The sequence below is a fragment of the Amphibacillus cookii genome, from assembly GCF_016908375.1.
Classification (GTDB): Bacteria; Bacillota; Bacilli; order Bacillales; family Amphibacillaceae; genus Amphibacillus_C; species Amphibacillus_C cookii.
Window position 1 is genome coordinate 168272 of the sequence record NZ_JAFBDS010000001.1, and the last position, 16919, is coordinate 185190.

The following is a 16919-nucleotide window of genomic DNA, read 5'->3' on the forward strand; positions in this document are numbered from 1 at the left end:
TCTTCATGGTCTACATGGTTTAAATCTAACGTCCACGGATTGAAATGTCGCTTGATGAGCTCTAGAAAGATAACCATTATTAAGATAGATGTTACTATTTAGCATGTGAGCTATGTGTAGACGCCTGTGGGAGTAGCTCAAACACCACGCCCACGGCTAGGGAGACACTGCGTTTACCAAGATGTCTCCCTTGTGCTTGGGAGAGTGAAAGCGGAACATATTTCATTCTGCGTGTCTAAAACGGAAGGTTTATAATCAATCGAAAATCTATATTCAAACGCAACGCTTATATTTAATATTAGGTCTACCCTTATGCAATCTTGGCTGAACCTGAGAATTTAGACGAGAGAGTTGAGTATTAAGAAATAAGGAGGTTATTTCATGAAAAGATTATTAAATTGTGTTGCTTCAGACTTTCAGCAGATGCAACGTGAAGATTACATCCAAGCAATTCAAGCGAGTGAAGGTCGTGTCCTTATTAGTGAAACGGTATGTAATGCACCACCATTGTATCCAGGTATCACTAATCAAGAAATTGTTTCCCGGTTTGGTGCAGATATGATTTTATTAAACGTGTTTGATTTGTTTAATCCAGTGATTCAAAATCTAGGGTATGAAGGGAATGCTACTCAACTCATCAATTATATTAAAGACTTAACAGGACGCCCAATCGGTGTCAATATTGAACCAATTGACGTCAATGCAAGTGCAGCTGAAGAGCTTTATCAACTTCCAGAGGGAAGAACAGCTAGTGAAAGAACGTTAAATGCACTTAAAGAGATAAATATTGATTTTATTTGTTTAACAGGAAATCCACAAACAGGTGTGACAAATAATGAGATTGAACGTGCGATACAGCGAACACGTCAATTAATCGGCAAACGTGCTTTTATTATTGCAGGTAAAATGCATGGGGCAGGGGTGTCCGGTGAAGCAGGTAAAACCATTATAGACGATCAAACGATTGAACGGTTTGTTGCGGCTGGTGCAGATGTCATTTTAATTCCGTCACCAGGCACGGTTCCAGGAATAACGATTGACATGGCGAACCAATGGGTGAATAAAGTCCATCAACTGGGCAGTTTAGCTATGTTGACAATTGGCACGAGTCAAGAAGGCGCAAGCGAACAAACTATACAACAAATCGCTTTGCAAAACAAAATGATCGGCGCAGATATTCACCATATTGGTGATGCGGGATTCACTGGTCTTGCGATCCCAGAAAATATCACTACATACTCCATTGCGATCCGTGGAAAACGTCACACTTATATTCGCATGTGCAGCTCACCAAAACGATGAAAATGATTCGAGAATTTTGTGCAGAGAATAACACATATTTAGAAAAAGCAATTAAAGCTGGGGTTGATCGTATCGAATTATGTGATAATCTTGCTGTAGGTGGCACCACACCCAGCTATGGAATCATTGATCAAGCGGCAAAACTTTGCCAATCAACCGGTGTGGAGTTGTCTGTTATGATCCGTCCGCGTGGGGGTGACTTTTGTTATAGTGAGCAGGAATTAGCCGCGATGAGGGTTGATATCGCTCAAGCGAACAAACTAGGAGCCACAGGTATTGTGTTTGGATGCCTTACATCAGCTCACCAATTAGATGTGCGTGCTTGTCAGTATTTAATTGATGGAATATCAAACATGGATCTCACTTTTCACATGGCCTTTGACCAAATTAATCCTTCTGAAAAGTACCAAGCTTTAGATCAGCTCATTGAACTAGGCTTTGATCGGATTCTTTTACATGGTAATCAATCAGAAAAAACAGTCATTGAGAATGCCGATGAGATAAATCACTATATTGATTATGTCGCTGATAAACTTGAGATAATGGTTGGTGGTGGAATAACGGCTACTAATTTACAAGAAGTAGCAAAAGTAGTCAGAACCAACACTTTTCACGGTACAAAGATTGTATCATTTTAAAGAAGTTTGTCATGCCAGGTTCTTAGTCAATCTGCCCGTATCCTTGCTAAATACATCGAAAGAATGGAGTCGAGCTTATTACTTTAATCAGCTCGACTCTTAAACGATTAAGATAAATCAATTTTTCCTTGTTCATCAACCTTAACGCCTTCCTGGCGTAAGCGGCTAATTTGAGTATCTCGTGCTTCTCCTTTCGGGAGAGCGATATGGTATTGAGCGTTAACGACCCGATGCCAAGGTAAATCATATTTGGCACTCATAGAATGGAGGATGCGTGCCACTTGTCTTGCACCACGTGAGCTTCCCGCTTCCATTGCTATTTCACGATAACTTCTAACTTCCCCTGTAGGAATAGCTTTAATTTGTTTAATCACTTTTTCAGTAAAAGGTTGCATACTTCACCTCACTAAATGTCATAATGGGCTTGCTAAAAATACGTGATCAAGCATAAGAGGATCCTTGAATTAGTGGGCGTGGGCCTACAGGATGTAGGTCATGCATACGTTGCCACAGGACGTGGCGGTCTTAGTCTGTCATCCTTCTTAAAGATGTGGTGGTTTTAGTCTACGATTTTCCCCGCCCACTGGTGGTTAGTTAAGTGAATCTACATAACCGTCCGTCACCACCCACCTCAATAGATTGACCTCTGTTCTCTATTTTGAGATGGGCGTTTTACGGGCGGTTATCTGTGATAAATAGTATAAGTATCTTTACATCATAGTATATCTTTTTTATGTAAAAATGTCAGTCAGAAACCTTGTTAGTTTTTATAACAAAAGTGTGTTCAATAGAAAATAAAAGGGTATAATAATGGTGAATGTAGCTATCTACTAGTTTTTAATTAAACTGGTATAGACAACTATATATGTTGTTGGTATACTATTAATATAGTATGCGTTTTCAATAAAAGGAGGGGGTGAGTATGGATGTTAACAGACGTGTTACCTAAAGAGCATATGCAACAAATTGAACAGATTGAAACATGGGAAGCAGCAATTGAGCTTGCAAGTAAACCTTTGCTTGAGGCTGGTTATATCGAGGATGCTTATGTTAAAAATATGATTGCCAGTGTCAATAAAAATGGTCCTTATATTGTATTAATGGACTATTTTGCTTTACCGCATGCCAAAGCAGGTGAAGGAGTTAATCAACTAGCGATGTCATTACTTAAAGTCAACCAGCCAGTTGATCTGAAAGGGAATCCAGTGAAGGTATTTATGGTATTAGCTGCAATAGATACGGATAGCCATATGCAAAGCTTGCGTGATATTTCCCGAATCTTAGCTGATGAAGTGAACTATCAATGTTTTATATCAGGTGATTTGGATCAGGTTTATCAAATATTACAGTCGTGAAAAGAATGATGTACGCTTACGCAAATATTGGATAAAAGGAAAGGGTGATTAAAATGAAATTTTTAGCAGTTTGTGGTTTTGGTGTTGGTTCTTCGATGGTATTGAAGATGTCAATTGAGAAAGCGTGCAAGGAACGTGGTATTGACTGTGAAGTGGAGAATACCGATGTCAGTTCGGCTAAAGGAACCGATGCAGATGCTATATTTACTTCACAAGAGCTAGGCGATGAATTAAAAAGTAGTGTGAAATGTCCGGTGTTTCCAATTAAACGTTATATGGATAAAGAAGAAGTTGGACAAGCCATTGATCAATTTCAAGAGAATGGAGGAAACTGACCATGATGAGTTTTTTCACTGAACACATATTACGTAATCCGCCGATATTGTTGGGCTTAATTGCTATGATAGGCTTAATTGTTCAACGCAAGAACATTGCTGATATCATTAAAGGATCACTGTCTGCAGCATTTGGTATGATTATTTTAGATGCAGGGGTGGGACTAATCGTTGGGACGATATCACCTATTAATGTAGCTTTTCAGGAAGTGGTAGCTGGTGATATATCGGTCGGTGAAACATTAAATGATGCGACATTTACGGCTTCATATGGTGGTGATGTTGGGTTAGCGATGTTTTTAGGTTTAATCTTGCACTTATTAATTGCTCGTTTTACAAAAGTAAAAACGATATTCTTAACAGGTCATATGTTATGGTGGTTTCCTTTTATTTTTGTTGCGGCAGGAGTTGAAGCAGGCTTAAGCGGAATTGTTTTAATTGTTTTTGGTGCCATTTTATCAGCATCATACTGGTCATTCATGCCATGGATAATGCGGAAGTACGTGTGGGCGGTTACAGAAGATGAGTCTTTCTTAATTGGTCATCCAACCGGCATTTTAAGTTTGATTTCTGGTTTTGTAGCAAAGCGCATAGGTAATAAAGAAAATTCAACAGAAGATATTAATGTTCCCAAGCAATTATCATTTTTTAGAGAGATATCAATTACTGGCGGGATAGTCATTTTTCTTATGTACGTTGTTGTTTGGTTTATTGAACCAACTATTGCTGCTGAAGGTGAAAATGCTTTTTTCTTAGCCTTTAATCAAGGTTTAACATTTGGAGCTGGCCTATTAATTATGCTCTATGGTGTTCGGATGTTGATTAATCAGATTATTCCTGCTTTCCAGGGTATTTCTGAAAAATTAATTCCTGGCGCTATCCCTGCTTTAGACGTCCCAATTATATTCAATTATAAGCCTAATGCTGTTATTATTGGTTTTATAGCAGCAATGGTAACTTCAACGGTGATGATAATTATTGCAAATGCCTTTAATGTATTTGGTGTTATTCTCATCCCGCTGGTCGTAACGTCATTTTTTGAATGTGGAGGGGCAGCGGTGATCGGTGAAGGTCAAGGTGGGCAGCGAGGAGCCATTATTGGGTCTGCTGTTGCCTCAATTGCTATGGTTGCCTTAATGGGTGTTTCTGTTATCATTTATAGTTCTACCATTCAAAATTGGATGCTCGTTTTTGGAGGAAATGACTTTTCGTTATTTGGTCCTATTGCTAAATGGCTAGCTGATTTAATATCAGGAGTACTCGGATAATATGTTTTCATATTTTAACAATATACGCAATATACTAAATAAAGTTGAAAACGAACAACATGATCATATAAATCAGGCAGTAGCCATGATAACAGAGGCAATTATAAAAAAGCATGCCATCTTTTCGTTTGGGGCAAGTCACGCAGGTATTATAACACAAGAACTCTATTTTAGAGCGGGTGGTCTTATTAATATCAATCCGATCTTTGGTAGGGAAGTGATGCTAGATACTGAGCCAATTACCCATACAAGTCAAATGGAACGCATGGTTGGCTATGGTAAGTTACTAGCAGATAAAACACCATTTACCGAAGGAGATGTATTAATTCTACATTCTGTTTCAGGTCGGAACCCTGTTACAATTGAAATGGCAATCGAAGCTAGGGAAAAAGGTGTGAACGTTGTTGGAATTACAAATTTATCTTATTCTAAAAATGTTAAATCCAGACACCCTAGTGGGGAAAATTTGTATCAATACTGTGATGTCGTAATTGATAATCATGGTGATATAGGCGATGCGACTGTACAAATTGAAGGTATAGATCAAAAGGTAGCACCAACGTCTACCGTGATCGGAGCAACGATTGTCAATACGATTGTAGCTGAAGTTGTTAAGAAGTTAGTTGAGTTAGGTCATACTGAGCCACCTATATTTTATAGCGCTAACTTAGATGGCGGGGATCAATTGAATAAAGCGCTGTTTCAACAATATAAAGACACCATTCACTATCGGTTTTAAGTGCAGAGGAGGGACATCACATGTTGATGTCCCTCCTTTATTACAGATAATCACCCGTAAAACGTCTGCTTCAAACTAGAGAGCTGAAGTAAATGTAAATCCGTTTCAGGCGCTGATGGAGGCTAATGACCTGATTCACTCAACTACCAATCAGTGGGAAAGGATGCCTCTAATTGAAGTTTTGTTTTATCTTTTCATTTGCATATTAAATTTATATTTATCTGCGCGATAAGCACTTTTTACATATTCAATCGGCGTCCCTTCTTGCCCTATTAAAAAAGAAGTTCTTTGCATAAGGAGAATGGGATCACCCTTTTTTATGTTTAAATACTTTATTTCATCTTTATTTGCTAAAGCGGCTTCAATGGTCTGAATTCCATGTTTGATTTTGAGATTGAGTTGATTTTCTATATAGTCATAGAACGATTTGGTTACATGTGCTTGATCAATTTCTCCAACTATTTTTTCAGGTGTATAGATGGTTTCTAACGCAATGGGCTCTTCGTTTGCTAGACGTAGACGTTTAATTTCATAAATAAAATCATCTGTATTAAGGTTTAATCTGTCATTAATCAGAGGGATATTATTTATCAATTGAATACTAATCAATTGGTTAGAAGGGTTGAGATTTCGTTTTTTCATATCCTCACTAAAGCTTGTTAACCCAGATAGATCTTGCTCGAATTTTTGTTCCGCAACAAAAGTCCCCCGCCCTTTCTGTCGGTAAAGCAATCCCGCATTAACCATATTGTTAATGGCTTGTCTCACTGTCATACGACTAATGTGATAAGCTTCAGCATATTCCCTTTCAGATGGTAGTAAATCCCCTGGTTGGAGTTCTTCTGATTGCATTTTTTGCTTAATAATTTCTTCCAATTGATAATAAATTGGGATCGGAGAATCTTTATTAATCATACCTTGCCTCCCTCCTTTAGTCAGTCGGACCTGTCCTAATTTTACCAAAAATATACGAGGCTGTATATATGCTGATCAGTTACTTCATAAAAGTTAAAATTCGATAAAATTAGCCCGTTTCCTGCAAGATGTTCTAAAATCACTTTTATTTCCTGGGAAATAAAAGCTAGCTTCGATCGCATGCCAAATGGAGAAATCGCATGAAGTATCCCCAGTCTAAGTGGAGATAAGTAAGGGGTGAGACTTCTGCGGGGATAGGATGAGCCGAAGCCATCCCCGCGAAAAGCGAATCCCTTGCTTTTCGGAACGAAATAACTTCCTAGACGTGTGAGAAGAGTGAATGACTATTTTCAGTATGCAAAAGTTGAGATATTATAAAATCGCTTTACTAAAAATTAATTTATCTTGTGCTAAAATTCCATATTCATAAATGGGTGTAGGATACTGGTTGAAGAAGTCCTTTTCTATATCAATCAATCGAAAGCCTGCTTTTTGGTAAAAGGCAATGTTAGCAATGCTTGAATTAGCTGTACATACAATGATATGATCATAGCCGTTATCTCGATAATATTGTTCAGCTTGGTTGACGATCTGTTTGCCAAGTCCTTTGTTGCGGTAAGCTTCTTTTAAGGCAATATTTTTTAATTCAACCGTATTTTTGCTGAGAAAAGTAAATAATACGACCCCGACAACTAAATCTGCTTTCTTAATGCTAAATAACTCACCTTGATCAATGTATGAAAGGACGATCTCTTTGCTTTCATCGGCTAACATTAAAAGTTCAAGAAAGTTATGACGCTCTTGGCTATCGACTTGAAAGAGTTTAAGCGCAGTCATTTCATGTCCCCCTATGGCAATTTGTTTAAAGAAAGTGTATCATATTCCTTGAGAAGATTGGCGATTTTAAACGAAAATAGATAATAAAAGGAAAGATAGTAGATGCGAAGGATAGGAATTATTAGTGTACAAGTAGCAATTATTCATATTTTTTTATTTTTGGCAATCGGATTAAAAGCGCTATTGCCTCTCCCATTACCGACTTCAATTGTGGGACTTTTATTGTTGTTTTTTGCATTGTTCTTTAATCTGATTAAATTGGAATGGGTTGAGCAAGGTGGAAGATGGTTGATGGCTGAGCTTTTACTTTTTTTTATTCCATCAGCGGTTGGCATTGTCAATTATGATGAATTAGCAGGTGTTCAGGGATTAGTCATTGTTTTAGTTATTGCAATAAGTACGATAATCGTGGTCGGTATCACCGGGCTGATTGTTGATCGATTTGAGGTGAAGCAACAGTGACTATTTTGTTGGTAACACTCTTAACTTGTGGTTTGTATGTGTTAACAAAAAAATTAGCTAAGCGCTACCCGATCCTCTTATTTCATCCATTAATTTTCACGCCAGCACTTATTATTATCACTATAAGTCTAATGGGTATCTCTCCTCAAACATTTGATCAAGGGGCAGTTGTTTTAACACATATGCTAGGACCAGCAACGATTGCCTTTGCTATTCCAGTGTATAAACATGTGGAAGTTTTGAGGAAATATGTTGTCTTGATATTACTTGGCGTCATCAGTGGATCGGTTGTAGCCATCTTATCCACCTTTTTATTAGGTTTACTGTTTGGTTTGGATTATCATTTATTAATTAGTTTGTTACCTCGATCAATTACAACACCACTTGCTATGGAGGTATCAGAAGAAATTGGTGGTATCCCTGCACTGACGATCGTATTTGTTATTATTACTGGGATTTTAGGTGCGCTTATCGGTCCGATGGTATTTAAGGTATTAAAGATTAAATCACCAATGGCTAAAGGATTAGCATTGGGAATGGGAGCTCATGCAGTAGGGACCAATCGTACACTTGAATATGGAGAAGAAGCAACGACGTTCTCAACCTTAGCGATGATCTTTGCGGGGATCATCACTATATTACTTGGTTTATCAGTGTTGCCATTATTGGTTAATTTGCTATAGCTATCTAATGAAAAAATCGCTATTAACCATGATCTACGGTTAAATGTATTTATCACAGATAACCGTCCGTAAACCCCCCTCAAAATAAAGAGTAGAGTAAATCTGTTTAAGTGGGTGATAACGGATGCTCATGTTCGGATTCTCTAAAACAACTTGCAATCAGTGAGGAGGTAAGATCGTAGACTAAAACCGCCACGTCCTTAAGGAGGATTACAGACTAAGACCGCCACGTCCTGTGGCAACGTCTGCATGACCTACGTCCTATAGCCCTCCGCCCACTGATTGAAGGTTCGTTTTATTGAAAAATGTTTTTAAGGAGTTATGTTAGATGTCAAAACTTGCAACACGCTTGTATTACGCCATTATCGTTGTTTCATTTCTAATTCCAGTATTTTTCTTTAGTTATCTTTTTTTACTCGCTCGGATAAATAAAACGGAGTTAGCCATGTTAGTTGCAGAAGAACCCATCTTTGTTGTGATGATGTTAATTAGTGGGGTCAGTGTCTGGTGGGGCTATCTATTTTATTTTATTGAATTTGAAGAACGACTACGAAATGGAAAGGCTGGGCATCTTTTAGTCTTAATGGGCATAAGCCAATTGTTAGTTGGGAATATCTTTATGTTCGCCTTGGCTATCTTAACGAAAATTAAGCTTCCTATCGGCGAGACACCGAGGAAGCTTAATTGGAAGGAATTTGTTCTACCGAGTTTGTTCATTTTTTTGTCTGTATTGTCAGGATTCACCCTTTGGCAGATTAGTTTTTAAGAAACATGGGTTCATGAATGAATCCATGTTTCTACTTGTTTAATAAACGTTTCAACCTGTTGATTAAAGTGTACTTGGTCTAAACAATTTTTAAGTTTCTTTTCTATTGTATTTTCAATCTCTAGTACGTCTGCTAATCCTCTGATACCGTCTTGAATGTGATATTTATATTGCACGGTTAAACTAGCAATTTGTTCGTGATATTTCTCATCTGTACCAGGGGCAATTGTCGTTTGGTAAAGGTCAATAATTTCATCGCCATGTCGAGAGGGTTGATATTCATGTGGTGCTGTACTATCAAAAATAGCAGTGTTAAGCTCACGAATGATAACCATATCTAAGCTATCAGGGTCAAATCCACAATGATAGCATTCCACCGTAAACCGTCGCTCCTCAGCTTCAGCTACAACCTTATTCAACAAAGTTGACTTTCCTGAACCTGCTCTTCCTTTAATTAGATAGCGTTTATTAACTTGTTCTGTTAATTGATCGATATAATCCGTTACCCCAGTAGCTGTTGAAGCTCCAAGAAAGCGATGGTGAACGGTAGGCGTCGCCTTGTTGCTCATCTGATGATCAAATAGCTTTCCAATTAACTGCTGAGCAACGTGATCAGCTTTACGAAAGTCAATCGCATCAATGAAAATTTGTTCTAATTGATCATGAATATCTAAGCCAATAGCAAAGCTTTGATGAACAGCGTTCACTTTTTCTCGCTGCTGTCTGTATAATTGCTGAATATCTACTCGATCATTTAAACATGATTTTTCATCAACCTTACCGCTTAAGTCAACAATATGTTCAATTAAACCAACAGCAATCGGGGTATAGTGCGGATGTGCACTTCGATCGATGATCGCGCAGCGCCTACGCCTATTAATGACCCCAGTAAAATAGGATCGATCGAGGCAATTTAATAACAATTCAATTTGTTCTCCCTTTGCTCGCCATTTTTCGAAAAAATGCCGGATGCAATGTGAGCGTTCATGCTTGGTCGCCCCCTCAATAAGAAAGATATAATCAATTCCAGACAGATTACTTGCTAATAAATCTTGATAACCTTTGGCAGTATGTGCGCTGGCAAAGTAAATCAGTTGTTCCATGGTTCCCACCTCCATCAATTCACACCATCTTATGTATATGAAAGAAAAGGCTAGATATGCATCTTTACCTCCTAGTTAGCTAGTGTTGCATAAATAAAGTTAGCAAGTGGCGTTTATTGAAATGAAAGTGATTTCCCTTTTATTTTTAATTCAATGTACAAGATTAAAATGTACGCACACAATACTGTAATGAAACCTCTGAAGACCCGATGTTGGAAAGCCACGCACTCGATTCTGAGGGAAACCAATCAGACAGACTTTTTGTCAGTGATGGCGACGTCTACTCGGTTTCAAGAGTATATTTCTGAACAATAAAGAGATTTGGATTATTCAATTGAGATTACACTGATGAGGCTAATCATTTCTTCACCATTTCTAGGATCAACAGAGACTAGCTCTGTACTTTCAATAATATCTCTGTAGAACTTTTCCCCAGCAGGGTAATTGCCATCCCAACGTAAAGGTACATTATACACATTGATCGTCCCATCTCCATTACCACTGTATGTTACTGAACCAGCTACTAAACGACTGCCAGATAATTGAATCACATCTTCAGGATACGCAGCACTAGTTTCATCATTAGGGTTAATAGGTGTCCCAGCTGTAATATGTCTTACATTTAATTCATCTACGTCTTTTATTTCACCAATTTGCAACCATACACGAGCATATTCAATCTCTTTTGCTGAGAATTTAGATAAGGCATCATCTTCTTTGCTTTTAGATGAAGCGTTTGTTTCTCTGCTATTCGTTTCTTTTGATGATTCTGTGTTGGTTTCATCACTTTCTTTATCATTGTCTTCTGAGGATTCGTCAGCAAAATCAGATTCTTTCTTTTTTACGTCTTCACTTTTCTTTTCAGCTTGAGCAGCTGAATCATCGTTTAAATCCGTTTGTGATTCTTCATTCTCAGCACACCCTGTAAGTAATGTAATAAGCATGAATAGAGTTACGATAGAATAAATTTTTTTCATTATGTGTTTATATCCTCCTAAGATTTAGCATGTATTTTAATACTAAATGAAGTTTAATGGATTTTTCAAGTGAAAAATGCAATAAATGCTATTTATCGACTTTCGCTCGCCCCTCCTATTATCCAGCCAATAATGCTCCTTTATAGAGAAAGTTATCGCCTGTAAATAGTATCATATACTGCGAGTAGCTAAGGTTCATAGCGTCACTCTTCAGCAAGATACTCGACTTTGTTTTGAAAACGCTTTACAATAATGGAAAAGGAGGTTGAAAAGATAATGGCATTTACTTTACAGTTAGGAGAAACAGCACCAGATTTTGAATTGCGAGCTACTAACGGAAATACTTATCGGCTATCCGATTTCACTGAAGACACGTTGGTTGTGTTCTTTACATGTAACCATTGCCCTTTTGTCATTGGGTCTGATGAGGTGACCCGACGAAGCGCAGAGCAATTTCAAGAACGAGGCGTCCGTTTTATTGCTATCAATTCGAATTCTCAACAAACCCATGCATCGGATTCTTTTGAGGGTATGGTTGAACGAATGGAAAAGCAACGTTTTCCTTGGCTTTATCTCCGTGATCAGTCTCAATCCGTAGCAAAAGCATATGGAGCGCTGAGAACACCTCATTTTTTTGTTTTTAATAAAGAGCGGGCGCTTGTTTATACAGGTAGAGCTTTGGATAATCCGCGAGAACCAGAGAAAGCAACAGCTAATGATTTAGAACAGGCACTTGATCAGCATTTAGCTGGTGAAACGATTAGCCAACCATTAACGAATCCAATCGGCTGCAATGTTAAATGGAACGGTGAAGATCCGCATTGGATGCCAGCTGATGCCTGTGATCTTGTATAATAGGTGAAGGCTCCCTGAAGTAGGGGAGCTTTTCTTTTAAAAAAACTGGCCAAAGACAAAATAAAGAACAGTGGTTATTGATGCTGCTATTAAAGCAGGACGTAATTTAAATTTAGCATAGTCCATAACGGTCAACCCCAATATATTGGCAAGTGTATTAGTATCATCACTTAAAGGTGAGGCAAAAGCACCAAAAGAACCACTTGCGAAAACGGTACCTACAATTAAAGGGAAAGATACACCAGCAGAAGCTGCCAGTGAAATACCAAGTGGCATAAGAATTCCCCATGTCCCCCAAGCCGAACCGATAAAATAGGAGATCGCCGCGCCAAAAACAAATAAAAGCGGGGCAATTAGTGAATCAGGAATCCAATCTGTATATGAGGTAACAAATTCTGAAAAACCTAAATCACTTGTAACAGAGGATAGTCCCCATACAATCGATAACAATACAATCACGTTCATCAATTCATTTCCCCCTTCAATAAAATGGGTTACGAGATCCCCAAGTTTAAAGCGTTGAATCAAATAGAAGAACGTTGTTAATAGAAAGGTCATCATTAAGCCAACGACCATGGCTTCTAAAACGTCAGCGTTTATAAAAGCTTCAAAAAAACCATAACCTTGAGTAGCTCCGTCCCACCAAGTTAAAAAAATCGTTAAACTAATCACAAGAATAATTGGAATAAATAAATTTAACGGTTTACTAGGAATAGGGCCCATGTCTTGTGGGCATTGTTGAACTTCTCCTTTAACGTGATCCCGACGTTCTGATTGAATTTTTTTATGATGAAAGAAACTTAAGTAAAAGCCAAGTAATATGATGACGATCGCAAAAAAATTGAATGGGATACTTTGAATGAAAAGTTGATAAGGATCGATTTCAATACCGCTCGATTCAGTGGCAACTTGAATAACGGATACCATATAGCCTACAAACGCTGTAGCAACGGGAATAAGCACAATTACAGGTGTCGCCGTTGTCTCAATCACAAAGCCTAGTTCTTTTGTTGACATTTTCACTTTACTTAATAGTGCCTTCATAATAGGTGCGATTGTAACAAATCGAAAGGTAGGCGCACTAAATGTGCCAATTGTCGATATATAAGTTAAAATTAGCGCTTCACGTTTCGTTGAAATACGCTCTGATGCCTTAATAACGAAACCATTTATTCCCCCAGTAAATTTGATCATTCCGATCATCCCAGAAAAAACATATAGAAATAAAATAATTTTAATATTATTTTCGTCGATTAGTGCTTGGACAAGATAAGTAATCATCGCTTGCATCCCTTGGATAGGGTGAGGAGCAACAAGAAAAGAGCCTGCTAATAATCCCACAATGAGTCCGGGCAATACTTGACGTGTATAAATTGCAATCGGAATAACGAGTAAAAAGGGGATCAGAGCAGTCCAGTTATTAACCATTAATGTCATCCTTTCAATTAAAATAAAACGAAGCTTCAATCAGTGGGCGGAGGGCTACAGGACGTAGCGGTTTTAGTCTGTAATCCTTCTTAAAGACGTGGCGGTCTTAGTCTACGATCTTATCTACCCACTGATCGCAGGTTAGTTGAGTGAATCAGTCCGTTATTCCCCATCTTAATCGATTTGCTCTACTCGCTATTTTGAGGGGGAGTTTTACGGACGGTTATCTGTAATAAATCAATTTAGTCTGTGTCTTTTTAAGTGGATTTATCCGATCAATTGATAAATATTAAAATATTCGGATATGCTCTAAGTAAGGAAAGATTCTGATGGATTGGCAAGGCATAGATTCAAATTGAGGTGACAATTATGGAATTGCAATTAGTTGAAGTATACCTATCGAATCAGAGAGTTCCTCATTTTTTAGTGCAGCTAGATTCTTTTCAAATCGTTTCGCAGTGGCAATATTGTGTCTCAGATCAAGAACAAGTATTTAAGCTCTTAGTTGAAAAACAATATGCTGAGGAGATTTTGGATTTTCTGGAGGCAAAAACCAATGATGATAATCAAATGGAGGCATTACTTTTCAATGTATCCACTTACCTTCCTCACATGGATGAGGAAGAAGCGGAAGAGAGACAGACCAAGGCGGAGACGGAAATGGCAAGGGCTAGTCGCCATGAGCTCTACCATGTGGTGGAAGCTTCAAGTCATTTCACGATAAATTTCCGTTGGATGCTCGTCTTGTCTTCTATTGTAGCGACAGCGGGGATTGTTAAAGATAGTTCAGCAGTTGTTATTGGAGCAATGGTGATTGCACCGTTAATTGGTCCTTTTACTTCATTGGCTTTTTCAACGTTGTTGGGTGATTATAAGCTAATGCAACGTTCTTCAGGAACATCGTTAATTGGTTTATTCGTTCCGTTATTAATCGCGATGGTATTTGGTTTCTTTTTTGATGTACCGATTAATAGTGGTGAGTTTCTTGCGCGCACAGATGTCGGCATGATGGATATTATTTTGGCATTGGCGGCAGGTGCGGCAGGTGCCTTATCTTTTGTGAAACGCGTGTCAGAAGCTTTAGTTGGTGTGATGGTTTCGGTTGCATTATTACCACCAACTGTCGTATTAGGAATGAGTTTGGGCGCGGGTGAATGGGGGATGGCGATAACACCACTGTTACTCGTATTGGTAAATGTTCATGCTATTGTGTTATCGGCGATTATTGTATTTTGGTTAACAGGCATCAAGCCGATCAATTGGCAAGAGGTGCAAGTCGCGAATACATCTCGGGTTATCGCCCTTTTTTTTGTCAGTGCAATCATTATTTTGTTAGCTGTTATTATTTATTTTAGTTTATAACGCTCCCTTTAGAGTCCAAACTCGTTTTATAAACGTGTGGTGAGTCTGAGCAACTGGCAAAAAAGATAGATGAAAATATAAAACGAACTAACAATCCGTGGGCAAAAACGAAATAGACCACGGATTGTTTGTTGAGTGAATCGAACATGATCGCCCATTTTAATAGATTAAACGCGTGCTCTGTTTTGCAACAAGCGCTTTACGGACGGAGATCTGTAATAAATAACTTTACATGTTATAACATGTTATGATAATATGTAATCATAAAATGAAATGGAGGCATACTAATGACAACTTCTAAGCAAGAGATTACACAGTTTTTAAAGTATTTAGGTGAGAAATGGAATAAAGTGATAGAAAATGAAGGCGAGTCGATCAATCAAGCGTCAGAATTGATTTTTCAAAGTTGCAAAAATGATGGTCGTTTTTATGTGTTTGGTTCTGGTCATTCGCATATGGTAGCAGAAGAGATTTATATCAGAGCAGGTGGTCTGGCGTATGTGAAAGGTATCTTACCACCAGAATTAATGCTCCACCAAATGCCAAATAAAAGTACGTATATGGAGCGGTTAGACGGATATGCCAAAAATATGCTATCGCTTTATAAGGTTGAAGCTGGAGACACACTCATGGTGGTTTCTAATTCTGGAAGAAATAATATCCCGGTTGAAATGTGCCTAGAAGCGAAGAAAATAGGGGCAAATGTTATAGCGTTAACCTCTATGGAACATTCTCAATCAGTATCTTCTCGTCACAAGTCAGGAAAAAATATTTATGAAATTGCAGATGTTACGATTGATAGTCATGCACCTAAAGGGGATGCTGCTTACCACATAGAAGGCGTGGAAGCTGATTTAGGTCCAACATCTGATTTTACAGGTATAGGGATAGCACAAACTATTATCATTGGAGTCGTTTCACGCTTAAGAGACGCTGGGTTAGATATTCCAGTATTTAAGAGTTCTAATTTAGACGGAGCGGATGCGTATAATGATAGACTGTTTAATCAATACTATGGCTATTCGAAATAAGTCAAAGTGGGTTTTCTGTCTTTTCTAGTGTTATAATAATAACAAGTTATAACAGATAGAGAGGATAGTTATTATGACAAGTAAAGTTCCGAAGTATGAAATAGTGAAAAATTATATTTTGAGTCAGATTAAAGCAGGCATTTATCAGCCACACCAAATGATTGAATCAGAAGCAGAATTATCTGATCATCTCTCGGTATCAAGAATTACAGTTAGACGTGGGATTGAAGAGCTCGTTAATGAAAAGATACTGTCCAAGAAAAAAGGAGTAGGAACTTTCGTTAATCCTTTACCCAAGTTTTTTGGGTTTAAAGCAGGAATTGGTTTTTCGTCAGAAGTGAAAAGTCGAGGAATGAAGCCTTCAACTAAGTTATTAAAGCTAGAAAAGGTAAAGGCAAATGAAACACAAGCAAAAGACATGAAAATTGCTGTGGGAGAAGAAATGTGGTTAGTGGAAAGAATTCGATATGCAGACGAGGTAGCTGTTTCGTATGAGATAGAGTACTTTGATGTTCAAATTGTTAAGGAGCTAAACATAGAAATTTGTGAAAAATCTATATACGAGCATCTAAGTAAGCAAGGTATTGAATATGAATTTGTAGATCAAAAAATTAGTGCAACTTTAGCTAATTCTAGAATGGGTGACTTTTTAAATGTTGAAGAAGGAGCGCCTCTTATTGATACAAAAAATATTGCTTGTTTAGAGAATGGAAAACCATTCAATATAGGTTATGCACTCTATCAAACTGAAAGTTTTTATTTAATGCATACCGTTTATAAGTAAATGGGGAACGTTCTCTAGACGCCCTTGTCTCAGATTTCTTTGAAGCATAAAACGAGCCTGCAACCAGTGGGTAGGTAAG

Annotated in this window: 19 protein-coding genes; 13 read left to right on the forward strand and 6 right to left on the reverse strand. The window is 37.9% G+C overall.

Annotation, left to right across the window (positions count from 1 at the left end; translation table 11 throughout):
* Nucleotides 1-381: 381 nt before the first annotated feature.
* A complete protein-coding gene (locus JOE23_RS00675; RefSeq protein WP_204435365.1) occupies nt 382-1302 on the forward strand; it encodes a DUF7916 family protein in 921 nt (306 codons plus the stop codon).
* Nucleotides 1299-1940, forward strand: a complete 642-nt coding sequence (locus JOE23_RS00680; RefSeq protein WP_204435366.1) for a copper homeostasis protein CutC — start codon at nt 1299-1301, stop codon at nt 1938-1940. Before JOE23_RS00675 ends, JOE23_RS00680 begins: the two co-directional genes overlap by 4 nt.
* Before the next feature lie 107 nt (nt 1941-2047).
* Here the strand turns inward: JOE23_RS00680 and JOE23_RS00685 are convergent, their stop codons facing one another.
* A complete protein-coding gene (locus tag JOE23_RS00685) occupies nt 2048-2335 on the reverse strand; it encodes an MGMT family protein (protein WP_204435367.1) in 288 nt (95 codons plus the stop codon).
* Nucleotides 2336-2866: 531 nt separating this feature from the next.
* Here JOE23_RS00685 and JOE23_RS00690 point away from each other — a divergent pair.
* Genes JOE23_RS00690 through JOE23_RS00705 form a run of 4 tightly spaced genes read left to right on the forward strand, consistent with a single transcriptional unit; the run spans nt 2867 to nt 5637 of the window.
* Nucleotides 2867-3295: a PTS sugar transporter subunit IIA gene (locus tag JOE23_RS00690; protein WP_204435368.1), complete on the forward strand. Its 429-nt coding sequence runs from the start codon at nt 2867-2869 to the stop codon at nt 3293-3295.
* Nucleotides 3296-3348: 53 nt separating this feature from the next.
* Complete coding sequence (locus JOE23_RS00695; RefSeq protein ID WP_204435369.1) at nt 3349-3630, forward strand: PTS sugar transporter subunit IIB; 282 nt, start codon at nt 3349-3351, stop codon at nt 3628-3630.
* A 2-nt stretch (nt 3631-3632) separates the two neighbouring features.
* Nucleotides 3633-4898 (forward strand): PTS ascorbate transporter subunit IIC, encoded by a 1266-nt coding sequence (locus JOE23_RS00700; RefSeq protein WP_239585195.1) that lies wholly within the window; start codon nt 3633-3635, stop codon nt 4896-4898.
* Nucleotide 4899: 1 nt separating this feature from the next.
* The gene (locus tag JOE23_RS00705) at nt 4900-5637 is read left to right on the forward strand and encodes a sugar isomerase domain-containing protein (RefSeq protein WP_204435370.1); all 738 of its coding nucleotides are present in this window, start codon (nt 4900-4902) and stop codon (nt 5635-5637) included.
* A 186-nt stretch (nt 5638-5823) separates the two neighbouring features.
* Here JOE23_RS00705 and JOE23_RS00710 read toward each other — a convergent pair whose 3' ends face one another.
* Both JOE23_RS00710 and JOE23_RS00715 read right to left on the reverse strand, forming a co-directional pair.
* The gene (locus JOE23_RS00710; RefSeq protein ID WP_204435371.1) at nt 5824-6552 is read right to left on the reverse strand and encodes a GntR family transcriptional regulator; all 729 of its coding nucleotides are present in this window, start codon (nt 6550-6552) and stop codon (nt 5824-5826) included.
* Between the two features lie 372 nt (nt 6553-6924).
* Nucleotides 6925-7389, reverse strand: a complete 465-nt coding sequence (locus JOE23_RS00715; protein WP_204435372.1) for a GNAT family N-acetyltransferase — start codon at nt 7387-7389, stop codon at nt 6925-6927.
* 102 nt (nt 7390-7491) lie between these two features.
* Between JOE23_RS00715 and JOE23_RS00720 the strand changes: the two genes are divergently transcribed.
* From JOE23_RS00720 to JOE23_RS00730, 3 genes are all read left to right on the forward strand, one after another.
* Entirely contained in the window at nt 7492-7851 is a 360-nt protein-coding gene (locus tag JOE23_RS00720) for a CidA/LrgA family protein (RefSeq protein ID WP_204435373.1), read from the forward strand.
* Nucleotides 7848-8534, forward strand: a complete 687-nt coding sequence (locus tag JOE23_RS00725; RefSeq protein WP_204435374.1) for an LrgB family protein — start codon at nt 7848-7850, stop codon at nt 8532-8534. The genes JOE23_RS00720 and JOE23_RS00725 overlap by 4 nt, the downstream gene beginning before the upstream one ends.
* 328 nt (nt 8535-8862) lie before the next feature.
* Nucleotides 8863-9300: a hypothetical protein gene (locus JOE23_RS00730; protein ID WP_204435375.1), complete on the forward strand. Its 438-nt coding sequence runs from the start codon at nt 8863-8865 to the stop codon at nt 9298-9300.
* Nucleotides 9301-9311: 11 nt separating this feature from the next.
* Here JOE23_RS00730 and JOE23_RS00735 read toward each other — a convergent pair whose 3' ends face one another.
* Together JOE23_RS00735 and JOE23_RS00740 are read right to left on the reverse strand one after the other, a co-directional pair.
* Nucleotides 9312-10403, reverse strand: a complete 1092-nt coding sequence (locus JOE23_RS00735; RefSeq protein WP_204435376.1) for a hypothetical protein — start codon at nt 10401-10403, stop codon at nt 9312-9314.
* Between the two features lie 326 nt (nt 10404-10729).
* Nucleotides 10730-11380 carry a hypothetical protein gene (locus JOE23_RS00740; protein ID WP_204435377.1) on the reverse strand — a complete coding sequence of 217 codons (651 nt, stop codon included), beginning with the start codon at nt 11378-11380 and terminating at the stop codon, nt 10730-10732.
* A 276-nt stretch (nt 11381-11656) separates the two neighbouring features.
* Between JOE23_RS00740 and JOE23_RS00745 the strand changes: the two genes are divergently transcribed.
* Nucleotides 11657-12235, forward strand: coding sequence for a thioredoxin family protein (locus JOE23_RS00745; protein ID WP_204435378.1), 579 nt, complete (start codon nt 11657-11659; stop codon nt 12233-12235).
* 36 nt (nt 12236-12271) lie between these two features.
* On the opposite strand, the gene JOE23_RS00750 is transcribed toward JOE23_RS00745, so the two are convergent.
* Nucleotides 12272-13663: a Na+/H+ antiporter NhaC family protein gene (locus tag JOE23_RS00750; RefSeq protein WP_204435379.1), complete on the reverse strand. Its 1392-nt coding sequence runs from the start codon at nt 13661-13663 to the stop codon at nt 12272-12274.
* A gap of 369 nt (nt 13664-14032) precedes the next feature.
* On the opposite strand from JOE23_RS00750, the gene JOE23_RS00755 reads away from it, so the two are divergent.
* The 3 genes from JOE23_RS00755 (at nt 14033) to JOE23_RS00765 (ending at nt 16840) form a co-directional block, all read left to right on the forward strand.
* Entirely contained in the window at nt 14033-15025 is a 993-nt protein-coding gene (locus JOE23_RS00755; RefSeq protein ID WP_204435380.1) for a TIGR00341 family protein, read from the forward strand.
* A gap of 287 nt (nt 15026-15312) precedes the next feature.
* Nucleotides 15313-16056: an SIS domain-containing protein gene (locus tag JOE23_RS00760; protein WP_204435381.1), complete on the forward strand. Its 744-nt coding sequence runs from the start codon at nt 15313-15315 to the stop codon at nt 16054-16056.
* Between the two features lie 73 nt (nt 16057-16129).
* Nucleotides 16130-16840: a GntR family transcriptional regulator gene (locus JOE23_RS00765; protein WP_204435382.1), complete on the forward strand. Its 711-nt coding sequence runs from the start codon at nt 16130-16132 to the stop codon at nt 16838-16840.
* Nucleotides 16841-16919 lie beyond the last annotated feature (79 nt).